This is a genomic window from Micromonospora sp. LZ34 (assembly GCF_052981855.1).
On sequence record NZ_JBRIQN010000028.1, the window covers coordinates 13,569 to 30,907 of the forward strand.

The window sequence follows — 17,339 nt, forward strand, 5'->3', positions numbered from 1 at the left end:
AGGCGTCAGCAGGGCCCCGTCCTCACGCCGTGACCTTGACCGAGACGGTGATCGGGGTCGCCGCGCCCTTGGCGCCGTTGTTGGTGACCAGCACCGTGCCGACGTGGGTACCCGGCGTCAGCCCGGTGGTGTCGACCGTGAAGGTCAGCTCGGCCCCGGTCCCCGGCGCCACCTCGCCGGAGGCCGCGACGGACAGCCAGGGCACGTCGCTGTAGGCCGGGAGCGACCCGTCGACGTGGTAGGCCTTGCTGCCGTACGGACGCCAGGTTGCGTTGGCGAGCACCCACAGGTTGCCCTGCTCGTCGAGGTCGAGTCCGGCGCCGCTGAGCGGGTTCGGGTCGGGGTCGGGCACCGAGGCGAGCGGCTGGCAGGTCTGCGGGTCGAAGGCCCAGATCGATTCGGTGGAGTCCTGGTTGATGCCCCACAGCACGTCGTGTTCCTCGTTGAGGGCCAGCCCGGTGATCCACGGGATGGGCGGGGTGCATTCCCCGAGCACCGATCCGGGCTGCGCGTGGGACAACCCGGCGAGGTGCCGGATGACGTTGTCCCCGCTGAGGTAGAAGGTGTCGTCCGAGGCGCGGTAGGCCAGCCCGTAGTAGAGCTTGCCGGCCCACGGCCCGGTGATGGTCTCCTTCACCTCCAGCGTGTCGGGGTCGAAGCAGACGATCGGCAGCTCCCCGACGAACGACATCTTCGGCGCGCACTGCAGGTCCCGGCTCGGCACGTACGCCATGTCCGAGGGCCAGCCGCCGATCTCCAGCACGCCCTTGCCGAGTGACCTGCCGTCCGTGGAGAAGCGCTGCATCTGCCCCCACAGGTACGAGTTGGAGACGATCAGCTCGCCGTTGCGGTACCCGACGCCGAATGCGTTGTACATCTCGTTCACCGCGAACGAGCTGAGCAGCTTGCCGGGCACGCCGGGCGGCGGCGTGGCCGAATTGATCTCCCGAGCCAACCAGGTGGCCGGCAGGCCACCTCGGTTGGTCAGGGTCACCGTCGCGGTCCGGGTCGTCCCGGCCGGGGCGCTCACCGAAACCGCGCTCCTGTTGGCCACCAGCAGCGGCGTACGCAGGGCGAGGTCACGCGTGACCACCTCCGTCTCGACCATGGTGACGGAGGCGGCCGGCAGGTCGTATCCGGGCTGCAGGGCGCTCACCGTGGCCGCCCCGGCCGGCGCCTCCAACTGGTAGAAGCCGTCGGCGTCGGTGGTCGCGGTGATCGGCTGCGGCGCGTCCGGCGACTCGACCCGCACCGTGGCGCCGGCCAGCGGTTGGCGGTCGTTCGCGTCGCGTACCGTGCCGCGCAGCAGGCCGCGGCCGGGAACCCGGAACGTCACCGCGGTGCGGGCGTCGAGCACCGGCTCGTCCCGGGAGTAGGTCAGCGCGTCGCGGCCGGTGGCGTCCTCGATGCCGACCGTCGCCGAGGCACCGGTCGCCGCCGACGCGGCACCGAGCTTGCGGTACTGGATGGTGACCGTGCCGTTCTCGCCGAGCCGCACCTGGACGTCCACCCGGGTCTCCGGTGCGCTCTTCAGCGCGGCCCGGTGCCAGCTGACCAGGAACTGTCGGTTCGGCGCCGCCCCGGACACCCGGGTGAGCACGGTCGAGGCGTCGTCCAGGACCAGGTCGTCCCAGAACGCGTAGACGGCCGCGGCCGACACCGCCGGAGCGGGCAGCGGGCCGTTGCCGCCGACCGACCTGGCGTCCGAGCCGAAGGTCAGGTAACCGTCGGTGTGCACGGTGATCCGGTCGTAGGTGGTGCCGTAGAAGGTCATCGGGAACGGCAGGTCGACGCCCCGGCTGGCGGCGTCGCCGGTGAGCGCGAGCTGCTTACCGCCGTCGACCCAGTTGGCGGCGGCGACTCCGGCCGCGTACCCGTGCCGGTCGGTCTTGGCGGCGAGCGCCACGTTCACCGTCTCCGCCCCGTCCACGGTCAGCGCGACCGTTTTCGGGGCCAGCCAGCGCCCGTACTCGACCAGCAGGTCGTACTCGGCCTCGGGCAGCATCCCGCTGTACTGGCCGTCGCCGCCGGTGACGAAGGCCGGGAACGTCTCGCCGGCCAGCGACAGGCGGGCCCCGACGACCGGCTTACCGGCCGGGTCGGTGACCGTGCCCTGAACCGGGTGCCAGGCAGCGGACTCGGACAGGTCCACGGTCAGGTCGGCCGTGCCGTCGGCTGGCACGGTGATCGTGCGGCGCTGGGTACGCTGCCCGAAGAACGTCGCGGTCAGCGTGTACTCGCCGGCCGGAACCCGGCCCAGCTGGACCGCGCCCTGCGCGTCGGCGCGGGCGGTCCGGGTGACCAGGCCGGAGGCGAGCGTGATCCGCGCCTCGGGCAGCGGGTGCCCGCCGCGGGTCGCCTGCACCACGACGCCGCCCAGCTGCGCCGTCGAGGCCCGGGTCACCAGGTCGTACGCGTTCAGGCGACCCTCGCCGTAGACGTTGTTGTCGGCGGGAGTGCCGCCGCACTGCAGGTCGTCGACGTCGTGCGCGGTGCGGTCCAGCAGTTCGCGGGTGGTCGCCACGTCCCGGCGCAGATTCGGCACCGCCGACCAGGCCAGGGCGACCGCCCCCGCGACGTGCGGAGCGGCCATCGAGGTGCCGTCGGCCGAGCCGTACTCGCCGCCGGGCAGACTGGACACGATGCCCACACCGGGGGCGGTGATGTCCGGACGTACCGCACCGGCAGGGCCCGGCCCGCGGCTGGAGAAGGCGCCGATCACGCCGTTGGAGTCCGTCGCGCCGACGACGTACGCCAGCGGGTTGGTGGCCGGGTAGCCCGCGGTGCCGCACGGCTCGGGCGCCTCGTCCGCCTCGTTGCCGACCGAGAAGACCGGGAAGATGCCGGCGGCCACCCAGGTGGCGAGGATCTCGTCGTAGTGCGTCTCGCCGTCGTCCGGGCCGCCCCAGGAGTTGTTGATGATGTCGGGGGCGAGGTCGGGGCGCGGGTTCTGCCCGTTGCGGTCGGTCGGCGCGAGCATCCACTGGCCGGCGGCGAGCAGCGACGGGTCGGTGCAGTAGTTGTACTCGCAACCCTTGGCCGCGATCCAGGTGGCGCCCGGGGCCACGCCGGTCACCGTACCGGCGCCGTCGTCGCCGAGCACCGAGCCGACGGTGTGCGTGCCGTGCCCGTAGTTGTCGCAGGGCGCCGACGGCGGGCAGAACCCGGTCGGGTCGAACCAGTTGTAGTCGTGGCTGATGGTGCCGTCACCGTTGTTGCCCCGGTACTGGCGGGCCAGCGCCGGATGGTCGTACTGCACGCCGGTGTCGATGCTGCCGACGACGATGCCCGCACCGCGAGCGCCGTACTCGTGCCACACCTTGTCCGCGCCGATCGAGGTGAGATTCCAGGGCACTTGCGTGTCGTCGGCCGCGCCCGCCGTGCGGACCGGCTCCTCCAGTTTGGTCCCGCCGATCGCGGTGATCCGCGCGACGTCCGCCCGCCCGGCCAGCTCGGTCAGCAGGTCCAGGTCGCCGGTGACCTCGATGACGTTCGCGATCCAGTACGGGGTGAAGGTGGCGCGACGCTCCCGCAGCAGCGAGCGGAGCCCGCGCTGGGTCTGCTCGGCGTGCGCCACCTTGGCCTCGTAGACCCGCTTCGTGCGGGCGATCCGGCCGTCCTTGCCGTTGGCCGACCGCCCGGCCCGGTCGAGCTCCGTCTGGTCCAGCTTGGCCTCCTCGGCCAGCTCGACGAAGAAGCTGGTGCTGCCACCGGCGCGGGCCGGGGCGAGTACCTGGGGGTCCACCTTGCGCAGCGGGTCCGCCGGGGTGGTGGGCGCGGCCACGGCCCCACCGGTGGGCAGTGCGAGCAACACGGCCAGTGCCGCGGCGACACCGGCCGTCACGCGGGTTGTCCCGCGCCTGGATCTGAACATGACGACGTTCCCTCCTCCGGGCGGTCGCCGAGAAGGGCTGGCGCCGCCGTCGGAGATTCTCGGCCGGTCGGGGGCCCGGTGGACCGTCATGATCGAGGCGAGGCACGGACTTGACGTATCTTCGCCATCCGCGGTGGCCCGCGTCGACACCCGCGCGCTACCGCAGGCTGCAGCCGTCACATGCGGGCAACACCGCCGTGATCGTGGATCCGGGACGCATCGCGGCTGCGCGCCAGGGAGGAAGGACACGCAGCCGGTGGGAGGCGGCTGCGGGAGCCGCCGGGAGGCGGGACGGGTCAGCTACGCGAGCGCGGCAGGCAGCACTTCTTGTACTTGTTGCCCGAGCCGCACCAGCAGGCGTCGTTGCGCTCCGGCGGCCAGGGAATGTGCGCGCCGGGCCGGGCGGCGAGCTCCCGCGCGTAACCGGCCCGGATCTCCGCATCCGCTGGGTCGCCGTCGCGTCTGCCGGCGAAGCCGGCCAGCCCGTCGACCGAGCCGCTGAGCACGCTCAGCCCGGTCCCGCCGGCGTTGGCCAGCCGTACCAACTGCTTCTCCAGGCGGGCCCGGTGCGCGTCCCAGTCCGGGCCGTACGTCTCGGTCAGCGCGGGCTGCTCGGCGAGCAGGCGGTCGAACTCGGCCCGCGGCCAGAAGAGCAGGTCGGGCTCGGTGGCCTGCCGCTCCTCGGCCCGGCGGACCAGCCGAGCCTCCAGCCGGTCGGCCAGATCGTCGTTGCGGTCGTGCGGCAGGTTGAGGTCCCGGCGTACCCGGTGCCGCTGTTGCAGCAGGAAGAAGAGGACACCGGGCGCCTCCGGCGGGCCGACCTCCACCGCCGGTTCGACGGCGGTCACGGCCGCCGCCGGCGTCCCGGTCGCGGTGGCGCGCTCGCCGAGCAGGGTGTCGACGGCCTCGCTCAGCCACTGCTCGGCGAGCGCCGTGCGGCCGCCGGCGTCCAGCGCCGCGCTGAGGTACGCCGGCGCGTCCGGTAGCTCGGTCAGCAGCGGGCGCAGCGCGGTGAGTTCCGCCATCGCCTCGTCCTCCCGGCCGCCGGACCGGAACAGGATCCGCGCCCGCAGCGCCCGGGCGATGCCGGCCCGCGGGTCGTCCCCGGACGGGTACGCCGCCACGGCCCGGTCGGCGTACCGGAGCGCGGCGTCCAGCCTCACCCGGATCTCGGCGATCTCGGCGGCCAGGGTCAGCGCGTCCCCGGCGTCAGCCGGCTCGGCCAGCCGGCCCTGCTCCACCGCCTCGGCCAGCTCGGCGGCGACGCCGAGCGGATTGGCCGCCCCGAGCGCCGAGCGGCGGAGTTCGGCGAGGTCGGCGGTGGTGATCACGTCTCTCGTTGGCACCGTTTCACGGTACGTCGGGGTCCGCCCGGAGCACCGGCTCTTCTACTGTTACGCCGATCTCACGCTGCCCTGGGCCGAATCGAAGTGCCCGCCCTGCCTGGTGATCCGGCGGTAGGGGAGGGGAGGGGTTCAGGCGGGTGCCGGAGACCCGTCAACCGTCGATCCGAGTGATGTTGCGGATCTTGTTGGACGCATCGAGGGCGGCCACCTTGTACGCCTCGGCCAGGGTCGGGTAGTTGAACACCGTGTCGACCAGGTAGTCGACCGTGCCGCCGCAGCCCATCACCGCTTGTCCGATGTGGACGATCTCGGTGGCGCCGGTGCCGAACACGTGGATGCCGAGCAGCCGGCCGTCGTCGGGCGAGACGAGCAGCTTCAGCATCCCGTACGAGTCGCCCACGATCTGCCCGCGGGCCAGCTCGCGGTAGCGCGCGATGCCCACCTCGAACGGGGTTGAGCTGTCGGTCAGCTCTTCCTCGGTCTTCCCGACGAAGCTGATCTCCGGAATCGTGTAGATGCCGATCGGCTGTAACTCGTGCATCGCGCGGACCGGCTCGCCGCAGGCGTGCTGGGCGGCGAGCCGGCCCTGCTCCATGGACGTGGACGCCAGCGCGGGGAAGCCGATCACGTCACCGACCGCGTAGATGTTGTCCACCGCGGTGCGGTAGTTCGCGTCGACCGCGATCCGGCCGCGCGTGTCCGCCTCCAGGCCGGCGGCTTCCAGCGCGAGGTCGTCGGTCTGGCCCTGGCGGCCGGCCGAGTACATGACCGTGTCCGCGACGATCTTCTTGCCGCTCTTGAGGATGCACAGCGCCGCGGTCTGGTGCTTCTCCACCGCGGCGACCTCCTCACCGAAGCGGAACGTCACGGACAGGTCGCGCAGGTGGTACTTGAGCGACTCGACGACCTCCTCGTCGCAGAACTCGAGCATCCGGTCGCGGCGTTCCACCACGGTCACCTTGGTGCCGAGCGCGGCGAACATGGAGGCGTACTCCATGCCGATCACGCCGGCGCCGACCACGACCATGCTGCGGGGTACGGCTTGGAGGTTGATGACGCCGTCCGAGTCCACGATCGTCCGGTCGTCGAAGTCGACGCTGTCCGGGCGGGCGGGGCGGGTACCCGCAGCAATGATGATCTTGTCGAAGGTGATTCTGGACTCGCGCCCGGAGCCGCCGTCGACCCAGACCGCGTGCGGGTCCGCGAACCGTCCCGTGCCGGTGACCATCGCGACCCGGTTGCGGGCCAATTGATTGCGGATGACGTCCGTCTGTCGGCTGATCACGTGCTGGGTTCGGGCGGCCAGGTCGCTGACCGTGATCTCCTCCTTGACCCGGTAGCTGCTGCCGTACAGGTCCCGCTGGGTCAGGCCGGTGAGGTAGAGCACGGCCTCGCGCAGCGTCTTCGAGGGGACGGTGCCGGTGTTGATGCAGACCCCACCGATCATGTCGCGCCGGTCCACGATGCCGACCCGCTTGCCGAGCTTCGCGGCGGCGATCGCGGCCTTCTGGCCGCTGGGTCCGGAGCCCAGCACCAACAGGTCGTAGTCATACACAACCGCAAGCGTCGCAAGATGCCGCGGCCCGCGCCAGGGCTACTGCAGGCTCGTCCTCGCCGAGGCGCCGAGCAGGAGTGCGTCGGCGCCGACGCCGGCCAGACCCAGCAGCGATTCGCCGGGAGATCCGGGGGACCGAAAGTTTCGACTTCCAGCCGGTGCCTTCCGGCGTGATGGCGGGCGCGTCATGACGTGGGCGTCACCGGTCAAGGGTCTGTTCGCATCTGGACTCAAGCCGTTACGGTGGGCGGAATTCTGACCTGCCCGGCGCCCGGATTCCGGAAAAATGCCGGGAGTAGACCCTGAAGGAGTCGAACATGTCGACCGAGATCGCAGAGGTGACCACCGCCCGGTCGATCAGCAACCCCGTCCTCACCGGATTCCACCCGGACCCGTCGATCCTGCGCGTGGGCGACGACTACTACCTGGCCACCTCAACCTTCGAGTGGTACCCGGGAGTGCGCGTGCACCACTCGAGGGACCTCGTGCACTGGCGGGCGCTGGGCGGGATCATCACCGAGCGCCGCCTGCTGGACCTACGCGGGTGCGGCGACTCGAACGGGGTGTGGGCACCCGACCTGTCCTATCACGACGGCCTGTTCCACCTGGTCTACAGCGACGTGGCCAGCTTCGCCAGCGGCTACTGGGACGCGCAGAACTTCCTCACCACCGCGCCCGACATCACCGGCCCCTGGTCGGATCCGGTCGCACTGCACGCGCACGGCTTCGACGCCTCGCTCTTCCACGACGAGGACGGCTCCAGCTGGCTGCTGTCCATGAGCGCCGACTGGCGGCCGGGACGCGACCGGTTCGGTGGCATCGAGATCCAGCGGTACGATCGCGCCCGGCGGCGACTGGTCGGGGAAGCAAAGATCATCTTCAGCGGTACGGACGCCGGCCTGACCGAGGCGCCCCACCTCTACCGCCACGACGGCTGGTACTGGCTGGTCACCGCCGAGGGCGGCACCAGCTGGGAGCACCAGGTCACCGTCGCCCGCTCGCGGAACCTGCACGGCCCCTACCAGGTCCACCCGGACGGGCCGCTGCTCACCTCCGTCGGCCGGCCGGACCTCGCGCTGCAGAAGGCCGGTCACGGCTGTCTGGTGCGGACCCAGCAGGGGGACTGGTACCTCGCCCACCTCGTGGGGCGTCCCTACACTCCGCTGGGCAACTGCGTCCTGGGGCGGGAGACCGCCATCCAGAAGGTCGACTGGTCCCGCGGCGGCTGGCCCAGCATTCCCGACGGCGTGCCCGCCACCGAGATCCCCGCCCCGGACCTGCCCGCCCACCCATGGCCGGGCGAGCCCGCCACCGACCACTTCGACGCGCCGCAGCTTGCCACCTCGTGGTCCACGCTGCGCCGCCCGGCGACCACCGACTGGGTCGACCTGCGGGCCCGCCCCTCGCACCTGCGCGTCTACGGCGGCCAGTCCCCGGTCGGTAAGCAGACACCGAGTCTGGTCGCCCGGCGGGCCGGGGCGGCGCGCTGCTCGCTGGAGACGGTGGTCGAGTTCGACCCGATCGACCACCGGCACCTGGCCGGGATCACCGGCTACTACAACACCCTGAACTGGTACTACCTCTACCTGACCCGGGCCGACGACGGCCGGGTGGTGCTGGAACTGCTCAGCTCGGACACCGGCAGGCGGACCACCTACCCGGAGCTCACCGTCGACGCCGGCGCCACCGGCCGCGTCGGCCTGCGCGTCGACTTCGACGGGCCGGTGCTGCGGTTCGGCTACGACCTGGGCGACGGCTGGCGGCACCTCCCCGTCGAGTTGGACGCCACCATCCTCTCGGACGAGCACGCCGCACTGATCATCGACGACGAGCCGGCCGCGTGGGGTTTCACCGGCTCGTTCCTCGGGCTGTGGGTGCAGGACCTCGGCGGCGACGGGGTGTACGCCGACTTCGACCACGCGACGTACCGCGAACACTGAACCGTCACGGACGCCGGGACGCGCGGACCGTCCGCACCGACCGGGCCGTCCGCCGGACGCGGGCCGGTCTGCGCCGTCCCACCAGGCACCGTCTGTCGATGTCCTACCTGGACGGCAGCTCGAAAGTTTCGACACCGTGCCGGGCTCCGTCAGCGCCGAGACAACGTCAGCGATCCTCCAGAACTCCTGGTTGACACCGCACACATCGACTCCTACCGTTTCGAGCAAGTTCCGGTGAAGTTCCGAAACTTCCGGCGTCGCGGCCATCGGACCGGCCCGTGCCCACCCCACCCACCCTGCGACCGCCAGGCCCGGCACCAGCGCGAACTCCGCCCCTGATCCTCGGCGCCGGTCCACGGTCCGCCCGAAAGGAACGCCCATGAAGTTGAGACGGTGGATAGCCACCGGCGCGCTCGCCGTCGCGACCGTCGCGGCGCTCAACGCCCTGCCCGCCACGGCGAGCCGTCCGTTCGACCCGGCCGACCAGAGCCTGCGTACGCTCGGTCTGCGGCACGGCCTCCACATCGGCACCGCGGTCGATTTGGCCGCCCTCAACGACCCCGCCGACCCGCGGTACCGCCAGATCGCCGCGTCGGAATTCTCCTCGGTGACCGCCGAGAACGCCATGAAGTGGGAGAGCCTGGAGCCCGCCCGGGGCACCTACAACTGGGGGCCGGCCGACGAACTCGTGACCTTCGCCCGCCAGAACCACCAACGCGTACGCGGTCACGTGCTGGTCTGGCACAACCAGTTGCCGGGCTGGCTGACCAGCGGCGTCGCCGACGGCTCGATCAGCAAGGAGGAGCTGCGGAGCCTGCTGTAGAGGCACATCACGACGGTGGTCAGCCGCTACAAGGGCAAGATCTGGCAGTGGGACGTCGTCAACGAGGCCGTCAGCGACCCGTGGGACAACCCGCCGGCCCTGCACTACAAGGGCTTCTGGGCGCAGCACCTCGGGCCCGGCTACATCGCCGACGCCTTCCGCTGGGCGCGCGCCGCCGATCCGAAGGCGCTGCTGTTCTACAACGACTACAACATCGAGGCGTTCGGCTCAGGTGACCCGACCAACGACAAGACCCAGTTCGTCTACGACATGGCCCGGCGACTGCGGGCCGAGGGCGTGCCCATCGACGGCGTCGGCAGCCAGGGCCACCTCGGCACCCAGTACGGCAACTACGACACCCTCCAGGTGGCGGCGGCGCTGAAGAAGTTCTCCGGGCTGGGCCTGGCCACCGCGTTCACCGAGGTCGACGTGCGCAGCCAACTGACCGAGGGGGTCCAGGCTGGTGACTCCGCCGAGATCAATCCACGGCTGCAGGCGTCCGCGGCGAACTTCAGCGTGCTGCTGCGCGCCTGCCTGGCCGACCGGCACTGCCTGTCGTTCACCGTCTGGGGCTTCACCGACAAGCACTCCTGGGTTCCCGGTTGGTTCAACAACCCGCCGGAGGGCCTGGCCACCATCTACGACGAGAACTACCAGCCCAAGCGGGCGTACCACGAGTTGAAGGCCGACCTGATCTACGCCGGCCCGCCGTACGTCCTGCCGCGCGTCCCGCACAAGCCGCGCCGGTGAGTCAGTGGCGGAGGCGGGGCCGCACGGGCCTTCGTACGTCAGCAGGTCGTGCGGCCCCGCCGCCGTCCCGGAGCTACGCCACGACCTCAGCCACCCGCCGTCGCGGCGTCGGGGGACACGGGCAGGCTGCGCTGCGCGGCAGGGTCGAAGGGGCGGCAGGAGGCGCGGACGACCAGCTCGGTGGGCAGCCGGATGTGCGTGTCGCGCTCGACGCCGGCGATCAGGTCGACGAGCAGGCGCAGTGCCTCGGCGCCCATGCGCTGCAGCGGTTGCATGATGGTCGTCAGCGGCGGGTCGACCAGCGCCGACTCCGGGACGTTGTCGAAGCCGATGACGGACAGGTCGTCGGGCACCGTGAGGCCCATGCGCCGGGCGACGTCCATGGTGGAGATGGCGGAGAGGTCGTTGCCGGCGAAGATCGCGGTCGGCCGGTCGGGGAGTGCGAGCAGCTCCGCGGCCGTGCCGGCGGCGCTCTCGGTCCGGAAGCCGCCGACGCGCACGAGCCGCTCGTCCACCGCCACGCCGGCATCGGCCATGGCCTTGCGGAAGCCCGCCTCGCGCAGGCGGGCCGACTCGAGGTCGGGGCGTCCGCTGATGTGCCCGATACGGCGGTGGCCGAGCGACAGCAGGTATTCGGTGGCGAGCACGGCGCCGGCGAAGTTGTCGGAGTCGACGGTCGGCAGGCCGGACGGGCCCGTGTGGGGGTCGACGGCCACGACGTGGAAGCCCTGCTTGGTCTCGACCACGGTCGGCGTGACGATCACGGCCCCGTCGATGAGGGTGCCGGACAGGCGGGCCAGCGACCGGCGCTCCCAGCCGATGGCCGCGCCGTCGCCGTCGCCGCCGGAGTAGGCCAGCAGCTGGTAGCCGGTGCCGGCGACCTCCCTGGACGCCCCCTTGAGCAGCTCGGTCGAGAACGGCTCGAACTCGGCGACCAGGATGCCCAGCACGTTCGTGCGGTGACTGCGCAGGCTCTGTGCCCCCAGGCTGGCTTCGTACCCGAGCTGGCGGATCACCTGCTGGACGCGTTCCACGGTCGCTTCTGCCACGCCGTACCGGCCGTTCACGACCTTGGACACGGTCGCCACCGAGACGCCGGCCGTACGGGCCACGTCCGACATCTTGACACGCTGCGCAAACGCCACGCCGACGATGATAGAGGGCCCCCTGGAGCCCGTCACCGGAGATTCGAAAACGTTATCGATAACGATTGACACTGAGTTACACGGCTGTAAAACTCGGCCACCAAGCAGCCGAGTATCGCGACTGACCAGTCGAGGAGACACCGATGGCGATGAAGCGCCGTGCGGGCGCCGTCCTAGCGCTGTTCCTGACCAGCGCACTTCTTGTAACCGCCTGTAATGGCGGCGAGGACGAAGCGCCCGCCGAGAGCGAGCTCTACAAGAACCCGGTGACCCTGACCTGGTGGCACAACGCCTCCCAGGACGGGCCCGGCAAGACCTACTGGGAGAAGGTCGCCAAGGACTTCTCCGCGCTCCATCCGACCGTCACGATCCAGATCGAGGCGATCGAGACCAATCAGCTCCAGCGCACCCGGCTCCCCGCCGCGCTCCTCACCAGTGACCCGCCGGACATCTTCGCGGCGTGGGGCGGCGGTGAGATGCGCGAGCAGGTGGAGGCCGACTACCTGAAGGACATCACCGACCAGGTCAAGACGGAGGTCGCCAACATCGGCAGCGCGACCGAGATCTGGCAGGTCAACGGCAAGCAGTACGGCCTGCCGTTCCGGATGGGCATCGAGGGCATCTGGTACAACAAGGACCTGTTCGCCAAGGCGGGCATCACCACACCGCCGACCACGTTCGAGGAGCTCAACGACGCGGTCGCGAAGCTCAAGGCCATCAACGTCATCCCGATCGCCCTGGGTGCCGGTGACAAGTGGCCCGCCGCGCACTGGTGGTACAACTTCGCGCTGCGCGCCTGCTCGGTCGACACGCTGAAGAAGGCGTCCGTCGACCTGGTCTTCGACGACCCGTGCTTCGTCAAGGCCGGCCAGGACCTGAAGGCCTTCATCGACACCAAGCCGTTCCAGCCCAACTTCATCGCCACCCCGGGGCAGAACGACCCGACCAGCGCGAACGGCCTGCTCGCCAACGGCAAGGCCGCGATGGAGCTGATGGGGGACTGGAACCGGGGCACCCTGGACACGGCCGCCGAGGACCCGGCGGCGGTCAAGAAGTTCCTCGGCTGGTTCCCGGTACCGGCGATCTCCGGTTCCGCGGGTGACCCGAAGGCGGCCCTCGGCGGCGGCGACGGGTTCTCCTGCGCCAAGAACGCCCCGGCCGAGTGCGTCGAGTTCCTCAAGTACATCGTGAGCCCCGAGGTGCAGAAGGGCTACGCCGAGACCGGCACCGGCCTGCCCGTCGCCAAGGGCGCGGAGGCCGGCATCGCGGACCCCTCGCTGAAGTCCATCCTGGAGGCCACGTCCGGCGCGACCTACGTGCAGCTCTGGCTGGACACGGCCTTCGGCAGCACCGTCGGCAACGCGATGAACGACGCGATCGTCGCCATCTTCGCCGGCAACGGCAGCCCTGAGCAGGTCGTCTCGGCGATGAAGGCGGCCGCGAAGAAGTGACCTCCACCAACCCGACCCTCAACCCCGCCGGCGGTGCGTTCGCGCCGCCGGCGGGCCCCCCGGCCGCGCGGCGCCCGTCCTCCCGCGCGGCCGAGACCAGACGCAAGTGGTACGAGATCATCGGGCTCACGACGCCCGCGATTGTCGTGTACGTGATGTTCGTGCTCGTGCCGATGGGCTTCGCGGTCTACTACAGCCTCTTCCGCTGGCGCGGGGTCGGGCCGCCCACCGATTACGTCGGCCTCGACAACTACGTGCTCGCCTTCCAGGACCCGATCTTCCTCGACGCGCTGCGCAACAACGCCATCATCGTGGTCGGGTCACTCGTGCTCCAGGGCCCGATCGCCCTGGGCGTGGCCCTGCTGCTCAACCGCCGCTTCCGCGGGCGCACCGTGTTCCGGCTGCTGGTGTTCGTGCCCTACGTGCTCGCCGAGGTCACCGTCGGCATCATGTGGAAGCTGCTGCTGACCGGCGGCGGTTCGGTCGACGCGCTGCTGCGGTCGCTGGGGCTGGGCGGCCTGGTGCAGGCGTGGCTCGCCGACCTCGACGTCGTCATCTGGACGCTGCTGTTCGTCCTCACCTGGAAGTACGTCGGGTTCGCCATCATCCTGCTGCTCGCCGGCCTGTCGAACGTTCCGCCCGAGTTGACCGAGGCCGCCGCGATCGACGGCGCGAGCTGGTGGCAGACCCAGCGCCACGTCACGCTCCCGCTGCTGGGCCCGACGATCCGGATCTGGATGTTCCTGTCGATGATCGGGTCGCTGCAGGTCTTCGACGTGATCTGGGTGACCTCGGTGCCCGCGGTGCGGTCGCTCGGCGCCTCGGCCACCATGGCGACGTACATGGTGGACAACGGCTTCTTCGCCCGGCTGTGGGGCTACGGCAACGCGGTGGCCGTGATCCTGTTCGTCATCTCGTTCGTCGCGGCACTGCTGTTCCAGCGCTTCCTCCTCCGCCGGGACATCGAGGGCGCCATCACCGGAAGGGTGAACTGACCGTGGCCGTCAATCCCGTTCCGTCGCCGTCCGGCCGCCCGGTGGCGTGGAGCACCCCGCTCACCTACGTGCTGGCGCTCGCGGTCGCGGCCGTGTCGATCACCCCCGTGGTCTACGTGATCGTCGGAGGCTTCCGCACCACCCCGCAGATCATCGCGGACCCGGCCGGCCTGCCCGACCCGTGGGTCTTCGACAACTACGCCCGGGTGCTGACGCAGAGCGACTTCTGGCAGCAGGCGTTCAACAGCGCCGTGATCGCCCTGGGTACGACGCTCGGCGTGGTGGTGCTCGGCGTCTGCGCCGCATTCGTGCTCGCCCGATACACCTTCCGCGGGCGTGAGGGGCTCTACACCTTCTTCACCCTCGGCCTGCTCTTCCCGGCCGGGGCGGCGATCCTGCCGCTCTACCTGATGCTGCGCGACCTGAACCTGATCAACTCCTACTACGCGGTGATCCTCCCGCAGGTCGCCTTCCAGCTGCCACTCACGATCGTGATCCTGCGTCCGTTCCTCTCCGCGGTACCCCGCGAGCTTGAGGACGCCGCCGCGATCGACGGTGCCGGCCGGCTCGGGTTCCTCTGGCGCATCATGCTGCCGCTGTCGCGACCCGCGCTCGTCACCGTCGGCGTCCTCGCGTTCGTGGCGAGTTGGAACGCATTCCTCCTGCCGCTGCTCGTGCTCGGCGACGCCGGGCTGCACACCCTGCCGCTGGGCGTGCAGAACTTCTCGAGCCAGTACACCTCGGACACCGCGGGAATCCTCGCCTTCACCTCGCTGGCGATGTTGCCGGCACTTCTTTTCTTCACGTTCGCCGAAAAGCAGATCGTCGGTGGCCTGCAGGGTGCGGTCAAGGGATGAGCAGCAGCGGCATGAGCAAAAAAGGGGAAGCACGGTATGACTGAGGTCCGCGATGCGGTGGGCACGTCGGCTCCGGTCCAGGCAGTTCCGGACCACGACCGCCGGGACGGGCAGGACGGTGAGGCGCGCGTCCGGGAACTGCTCGGCCGGATGACGATCGAGGAGAAGGTCGCGCAGCTCGTCGGCTTCTGGGAGAAGGAGGACGGCGAGGCCGTCGCGCCCCTGCAGGGCGAGTTCGGCGACAGCGCCAAGCTCGAGGACTTCTCCCGGCACGGGCTCGGCCACCTCACCCGGCCCTACGGCACCCGCCCGGTCGACGCCGCCGCACGCGCGTCCTGGCTGTGGAAGTTCCAGTCGGACCTGGTGACCGGCACCCGGCTCGGCATACCGGCGATCGTCCACGAGGAGTGCCTCACCGGCCTCTCGGCGTGGAAGGCGGCCACCTTCCCCACTCCGCTGGCGTGGGGAGCCGCCTTCGATCCCGACCTCGTCACCGAGATGGCTGAGGCGATCGGGGCGTCGATGCGGGCCCTGGGCATCCACCAGGGTCTTGCCCCGGTGCTCGACGTGATCCGTGACCCGCGCTGGGGCCGGGTCGACGAGTGCATCTCCGAGGACCCCTACCTGGTCGGCACCCTCGGCACGTCGTACGTGCGTGGCCTGCAGTCGCGGGGGGTGCACGCCACTTTGAAGCACTTCGTCGGCTACTCCGCCTCACGCGCCGGGCGCAACTTCGCCCCGGTGCACGCAGGCCCGCGGGAACTCGCCGACGTGTTGCTCCTCCCGTTCGAGATGGCGATCCTCGACGGCAACGCACGCTCCGTCATGCACTCCTACGCCGAGATCGACGGCGTGCCTGTCGCCGCCGATCCGACACTGCTCACCGGCGTGCTGCGGGACAGGTGGGGCTTCGACGGCACGGTGGTCGCCGACTACTACGGGGTGGCATTCCTGAACCTGCTGCACCACGTGGCAGGCGACCACGCGGAGGCGGCCGTGCAGGCGCTGACCGCCGGACTCGACGTCGAGCTTCCGACGGGCGACGCCTACCTCACCCTGCGGGAGACGGTGAAGGCCGGCAAGCTCGACGAGGCGCTCATCGACCGGGCGGTGCTGCGGGTCCTGCGCCAGAAGCTGGAACTCGGGCTGCTCGACGCCACGTTCACCGACGAGCCGACCCAGGCGGTCGAGCTCGACTCGCCCGAGCACCGGGCGATCGCACGCCGCCTCGCCGAGGAGTCGATCATCCTGGTCTCCAACCGGGACGCGCTTCCGCTGCCAGCGGGCCGGCGCGTCGCGGTCATCGGCCCGAACGCCGACCGGCAGGGTGCGCTCTTCGGGTGTTACTCCTTCCTCAACCACGTGCTCGTCCAGCATCCCGCAGTGGAGACCGGTATCGAGGTCCCGACGGTCCTCGACGCGATGCGCGTCGAGTTCGGCGGCGATCTCGTGACCTGGGCGCGTGGCTGCGACGTGGACGACGACCACCGGTCCGGTTTCGACGAGGCCGTCGCCACGGCGGCCGCCGCGGAGGTCGCCGTACTGGTCGTCGGCGACCATGCCGGCCTCTTCGGGCGCGGCACGGTCGGTGAGGGCTGCGACCGGGACGACCTGGAGCTGCCGGGCGTCCAGCGCGAACTCGTCGAGGCCGTACTGGCGACCGGCACACCGGTCGTCCTCGTGCTGCTCACCGGCCGGCCGTACGCGGTCGACTGGGCGCTGGAGCGCTGCGCGGCGGTGGTCCAGGCGTTCTTCCCCGGTGAGGAGGGCGCCGGGGCGATCACTGGCGTGCTCTCCGGGCGGGTCAACCCGTCCGGCAGGCTGCCGGTCAGCCTGCCCCGGTCGGCCGGGGCGCAGCCGTACTCGTACCTGCACCCGGCGCTCGGCGAGGGCAGCGAGGTGACCAACCTGCCGACGACGCCCGCGGCACCGTTCGGCCACGGCCTGTCCTACACGACGTTCGAGTACACCGACCTGGCCGTGCCGGCCACGGTGCCGACCGACGGGGCGCTGCCCGTGACCGTACGCGTGACGAACACCGGTGCGATCGTCGGCGACGAGGTGGTCCAGCTCTACGGCTGTGACCTGGTTGCCTCGGTGACCCGGCCGGTGGCGCAGCTGCTCGGATACCGGCGGGTCCATCTGGAGCCCGGCCAGTCGGTCACGGTCGAGCTGACGGTGCCCACGACGCGTCTGGCCTTCTCGGACCGCGCGCTCACCCGGGTCGTGGAGCCTGGTGACGTCGAGGTCTGGGTCGGTACGAGCGCGCTGCGGGACGCGCAGGCGCTGACCACGTTGGTTGGTGACACCGTGCCTGTCACCAACGCCTCCGCACGGTGGACGACGTCCGAGATCAGATGAGGTCCGTCCGCCGGTCGTCGACGCGGGACGGCCGGCGGGCGTCGGTCCGTGATCTGACTCGACCGATGGCTTTACCTACCCTTCGGGGCGGCGGACGATGAGCCTTGCGAGACGCGAATGTGCTGCTCATCCCTTGTCTGCCCGGCATGGCGTCGGCGGTAGCCGGCAGATACCCGGCATGGCGAGACACGACCGGAGTCGGCCTGACGCGATCGCCACCGACGCTGCGCGGAGGTCACGAT

Annotated in this window: 9 protein-coding genes and 1 pseudogene; 6 read left to right on the forward strand and 4 right to left on the reverse strand. The window is 70.9% G+C overall.

What is annotated here, in order from left to right:
* Positions 1-22 precede the first annotated feature (22 nt).
* From ACVCAH_RS25325 to sthA, 3 genes are all read right to left on the reverse strand, one after another.
* Positions 23-3,844, reverse strand: a complete 3,822-nt coding sequence (locus ACVCAH_RS25325; RefSeq protein WP_447138702.1) for a S8 family serine peptidase — start codon at positions 3,842-3,844, stop codon at positions 23-25.
* Positions 3,845-4,170: 326 nt separating this feature from the next.
* Positions 4,171-5,220 carry an SEC-C domain-containing protein gene (locus ACVCAH_RS25330; RefSeq protein ID WP_447138703.1) on the reverse strand — a complete coding sequence of 350 codons (1,050 nt, stop codon included), beginning with the start codon at positions 5,218-5,220 and terminating at the stop codon, positions 4,171-4,173.
* Between the two features lie 151 nt (positions 5,221-5,371).
* Positions 5,372-6,775 carry a Si-specific NAD(P)(+) transhydrogenase gene (gene sthA, locus ACVCAH_RS25335; RefSeq protein WP_447138704.1) on the reverse strand — a complete coding sequence of 468 codons (1,404 nt, stop codon included), beginning with the start codon at positions 6,773-6,775 and terminating at the stop codon, positions 5,372-5,374.
* A gap of 317 nt (positions 6,776-7,092) precedes the next feature.
* Between sthA and ACVCAH_RS25340 the strand changes: the two genes are divergently transcribed.
* Complete coding sequence (locus ACVCAH_RS25340; protein WP_447138705.1) at positions 7,093-8,715, forward strand: glycoside hydrolase family 43 protein; 1,623 nt, start codon at positions 7,093-7,095, stop codon at positions 8,713-8,715.
* Between the two features lie 379 nt (positions 8,716-9,094).
* Positions 9,095-10,288 (forward strand): annotated as a pseudogene (locus ACVCAH_RS25345) (endo-1,4-beta-xylanase).
* 86 nt (positions 10,289-10,374) lie between these two features.
* Here ACVCAH_RS25345 and ACVCAH_RS25350 read toward each other — a convergent pair.
* Positions 10,375-11,409, reverse strand: a complete 1,035-nt coding sequence (locus ACVCAH_RS25350; protein ID WP_447138769.1) for a LacI family DNA-binding transcriptional regulator — start codon at positions 11,407-11,409, stop codon at positions 10,375-10,377.
* A 167-nt stretch (positions 11,410-11,576) separates the two neighbouring features.
* On the opposite strand from ACVCAH_RS25350, the gene ACVCAH_RS25355 reads away from it, so the two are divergent.
* From ACVCAH_RS25355 to ACVCAH_RS25370, 4 genes are read left to right on the forward strand one after another with little or no spacing between them, the layout of a single operon-like run.
* On the forward strand, positions 11,577-12,884 hold the full coding sequence (locus tag ACVCAH_RS25355) for an ABC transporter substrate-binding protein (RefSeq protein ID WP_447138706.1): 1,308 nt from the start codon (positions 11,577-11,579) through the stop codon (positions 12,882-12,884).
* Positions 12,881-13,879: a carbohydrate ABC transporter permease gene (locus ACVCAH_RS25360; protein WP_447138707.1), complete on the forward strand. Its 999-nt coding sequence runs from the start codon at positions 12,881-12,883 to the stop codon at positions 13,877-13,879. The genes ACVCAH_RS25355 and ACVCAH_RS25360 overlap by 4 nt, the downstream gene beginning before the upstream one ends.
* Positions 13,876-14,736, forward strand: a complete 861-nt coding sequence (locus ACVCAH_RS25365) for a carbohydrate ABC transporter permease (protein ID WP_447138770.1) — start codon at positions 13,876-13,878, stop codon at positions 14,734-14,736. Before ACVCAH_RS25360 ends, ACVCAH_RS25365 begins: the two co-directional genes overlap by 4 nt.
* 36 nt (positions 14,737-14,772) lie before the next feature.
* Entirely contained in the window at positions 14,773-17,097 is a 2,325-nt protein-coding gene (locus ACVCAH_RS25370; protein ID WP_447138708.1) for a beta-xylosidase/alpha-l-arabinosidase, read from the forward strand.
* The last annotated feature ends 242 nt before the right edge of the window (positions 17,098-17,339 follow it).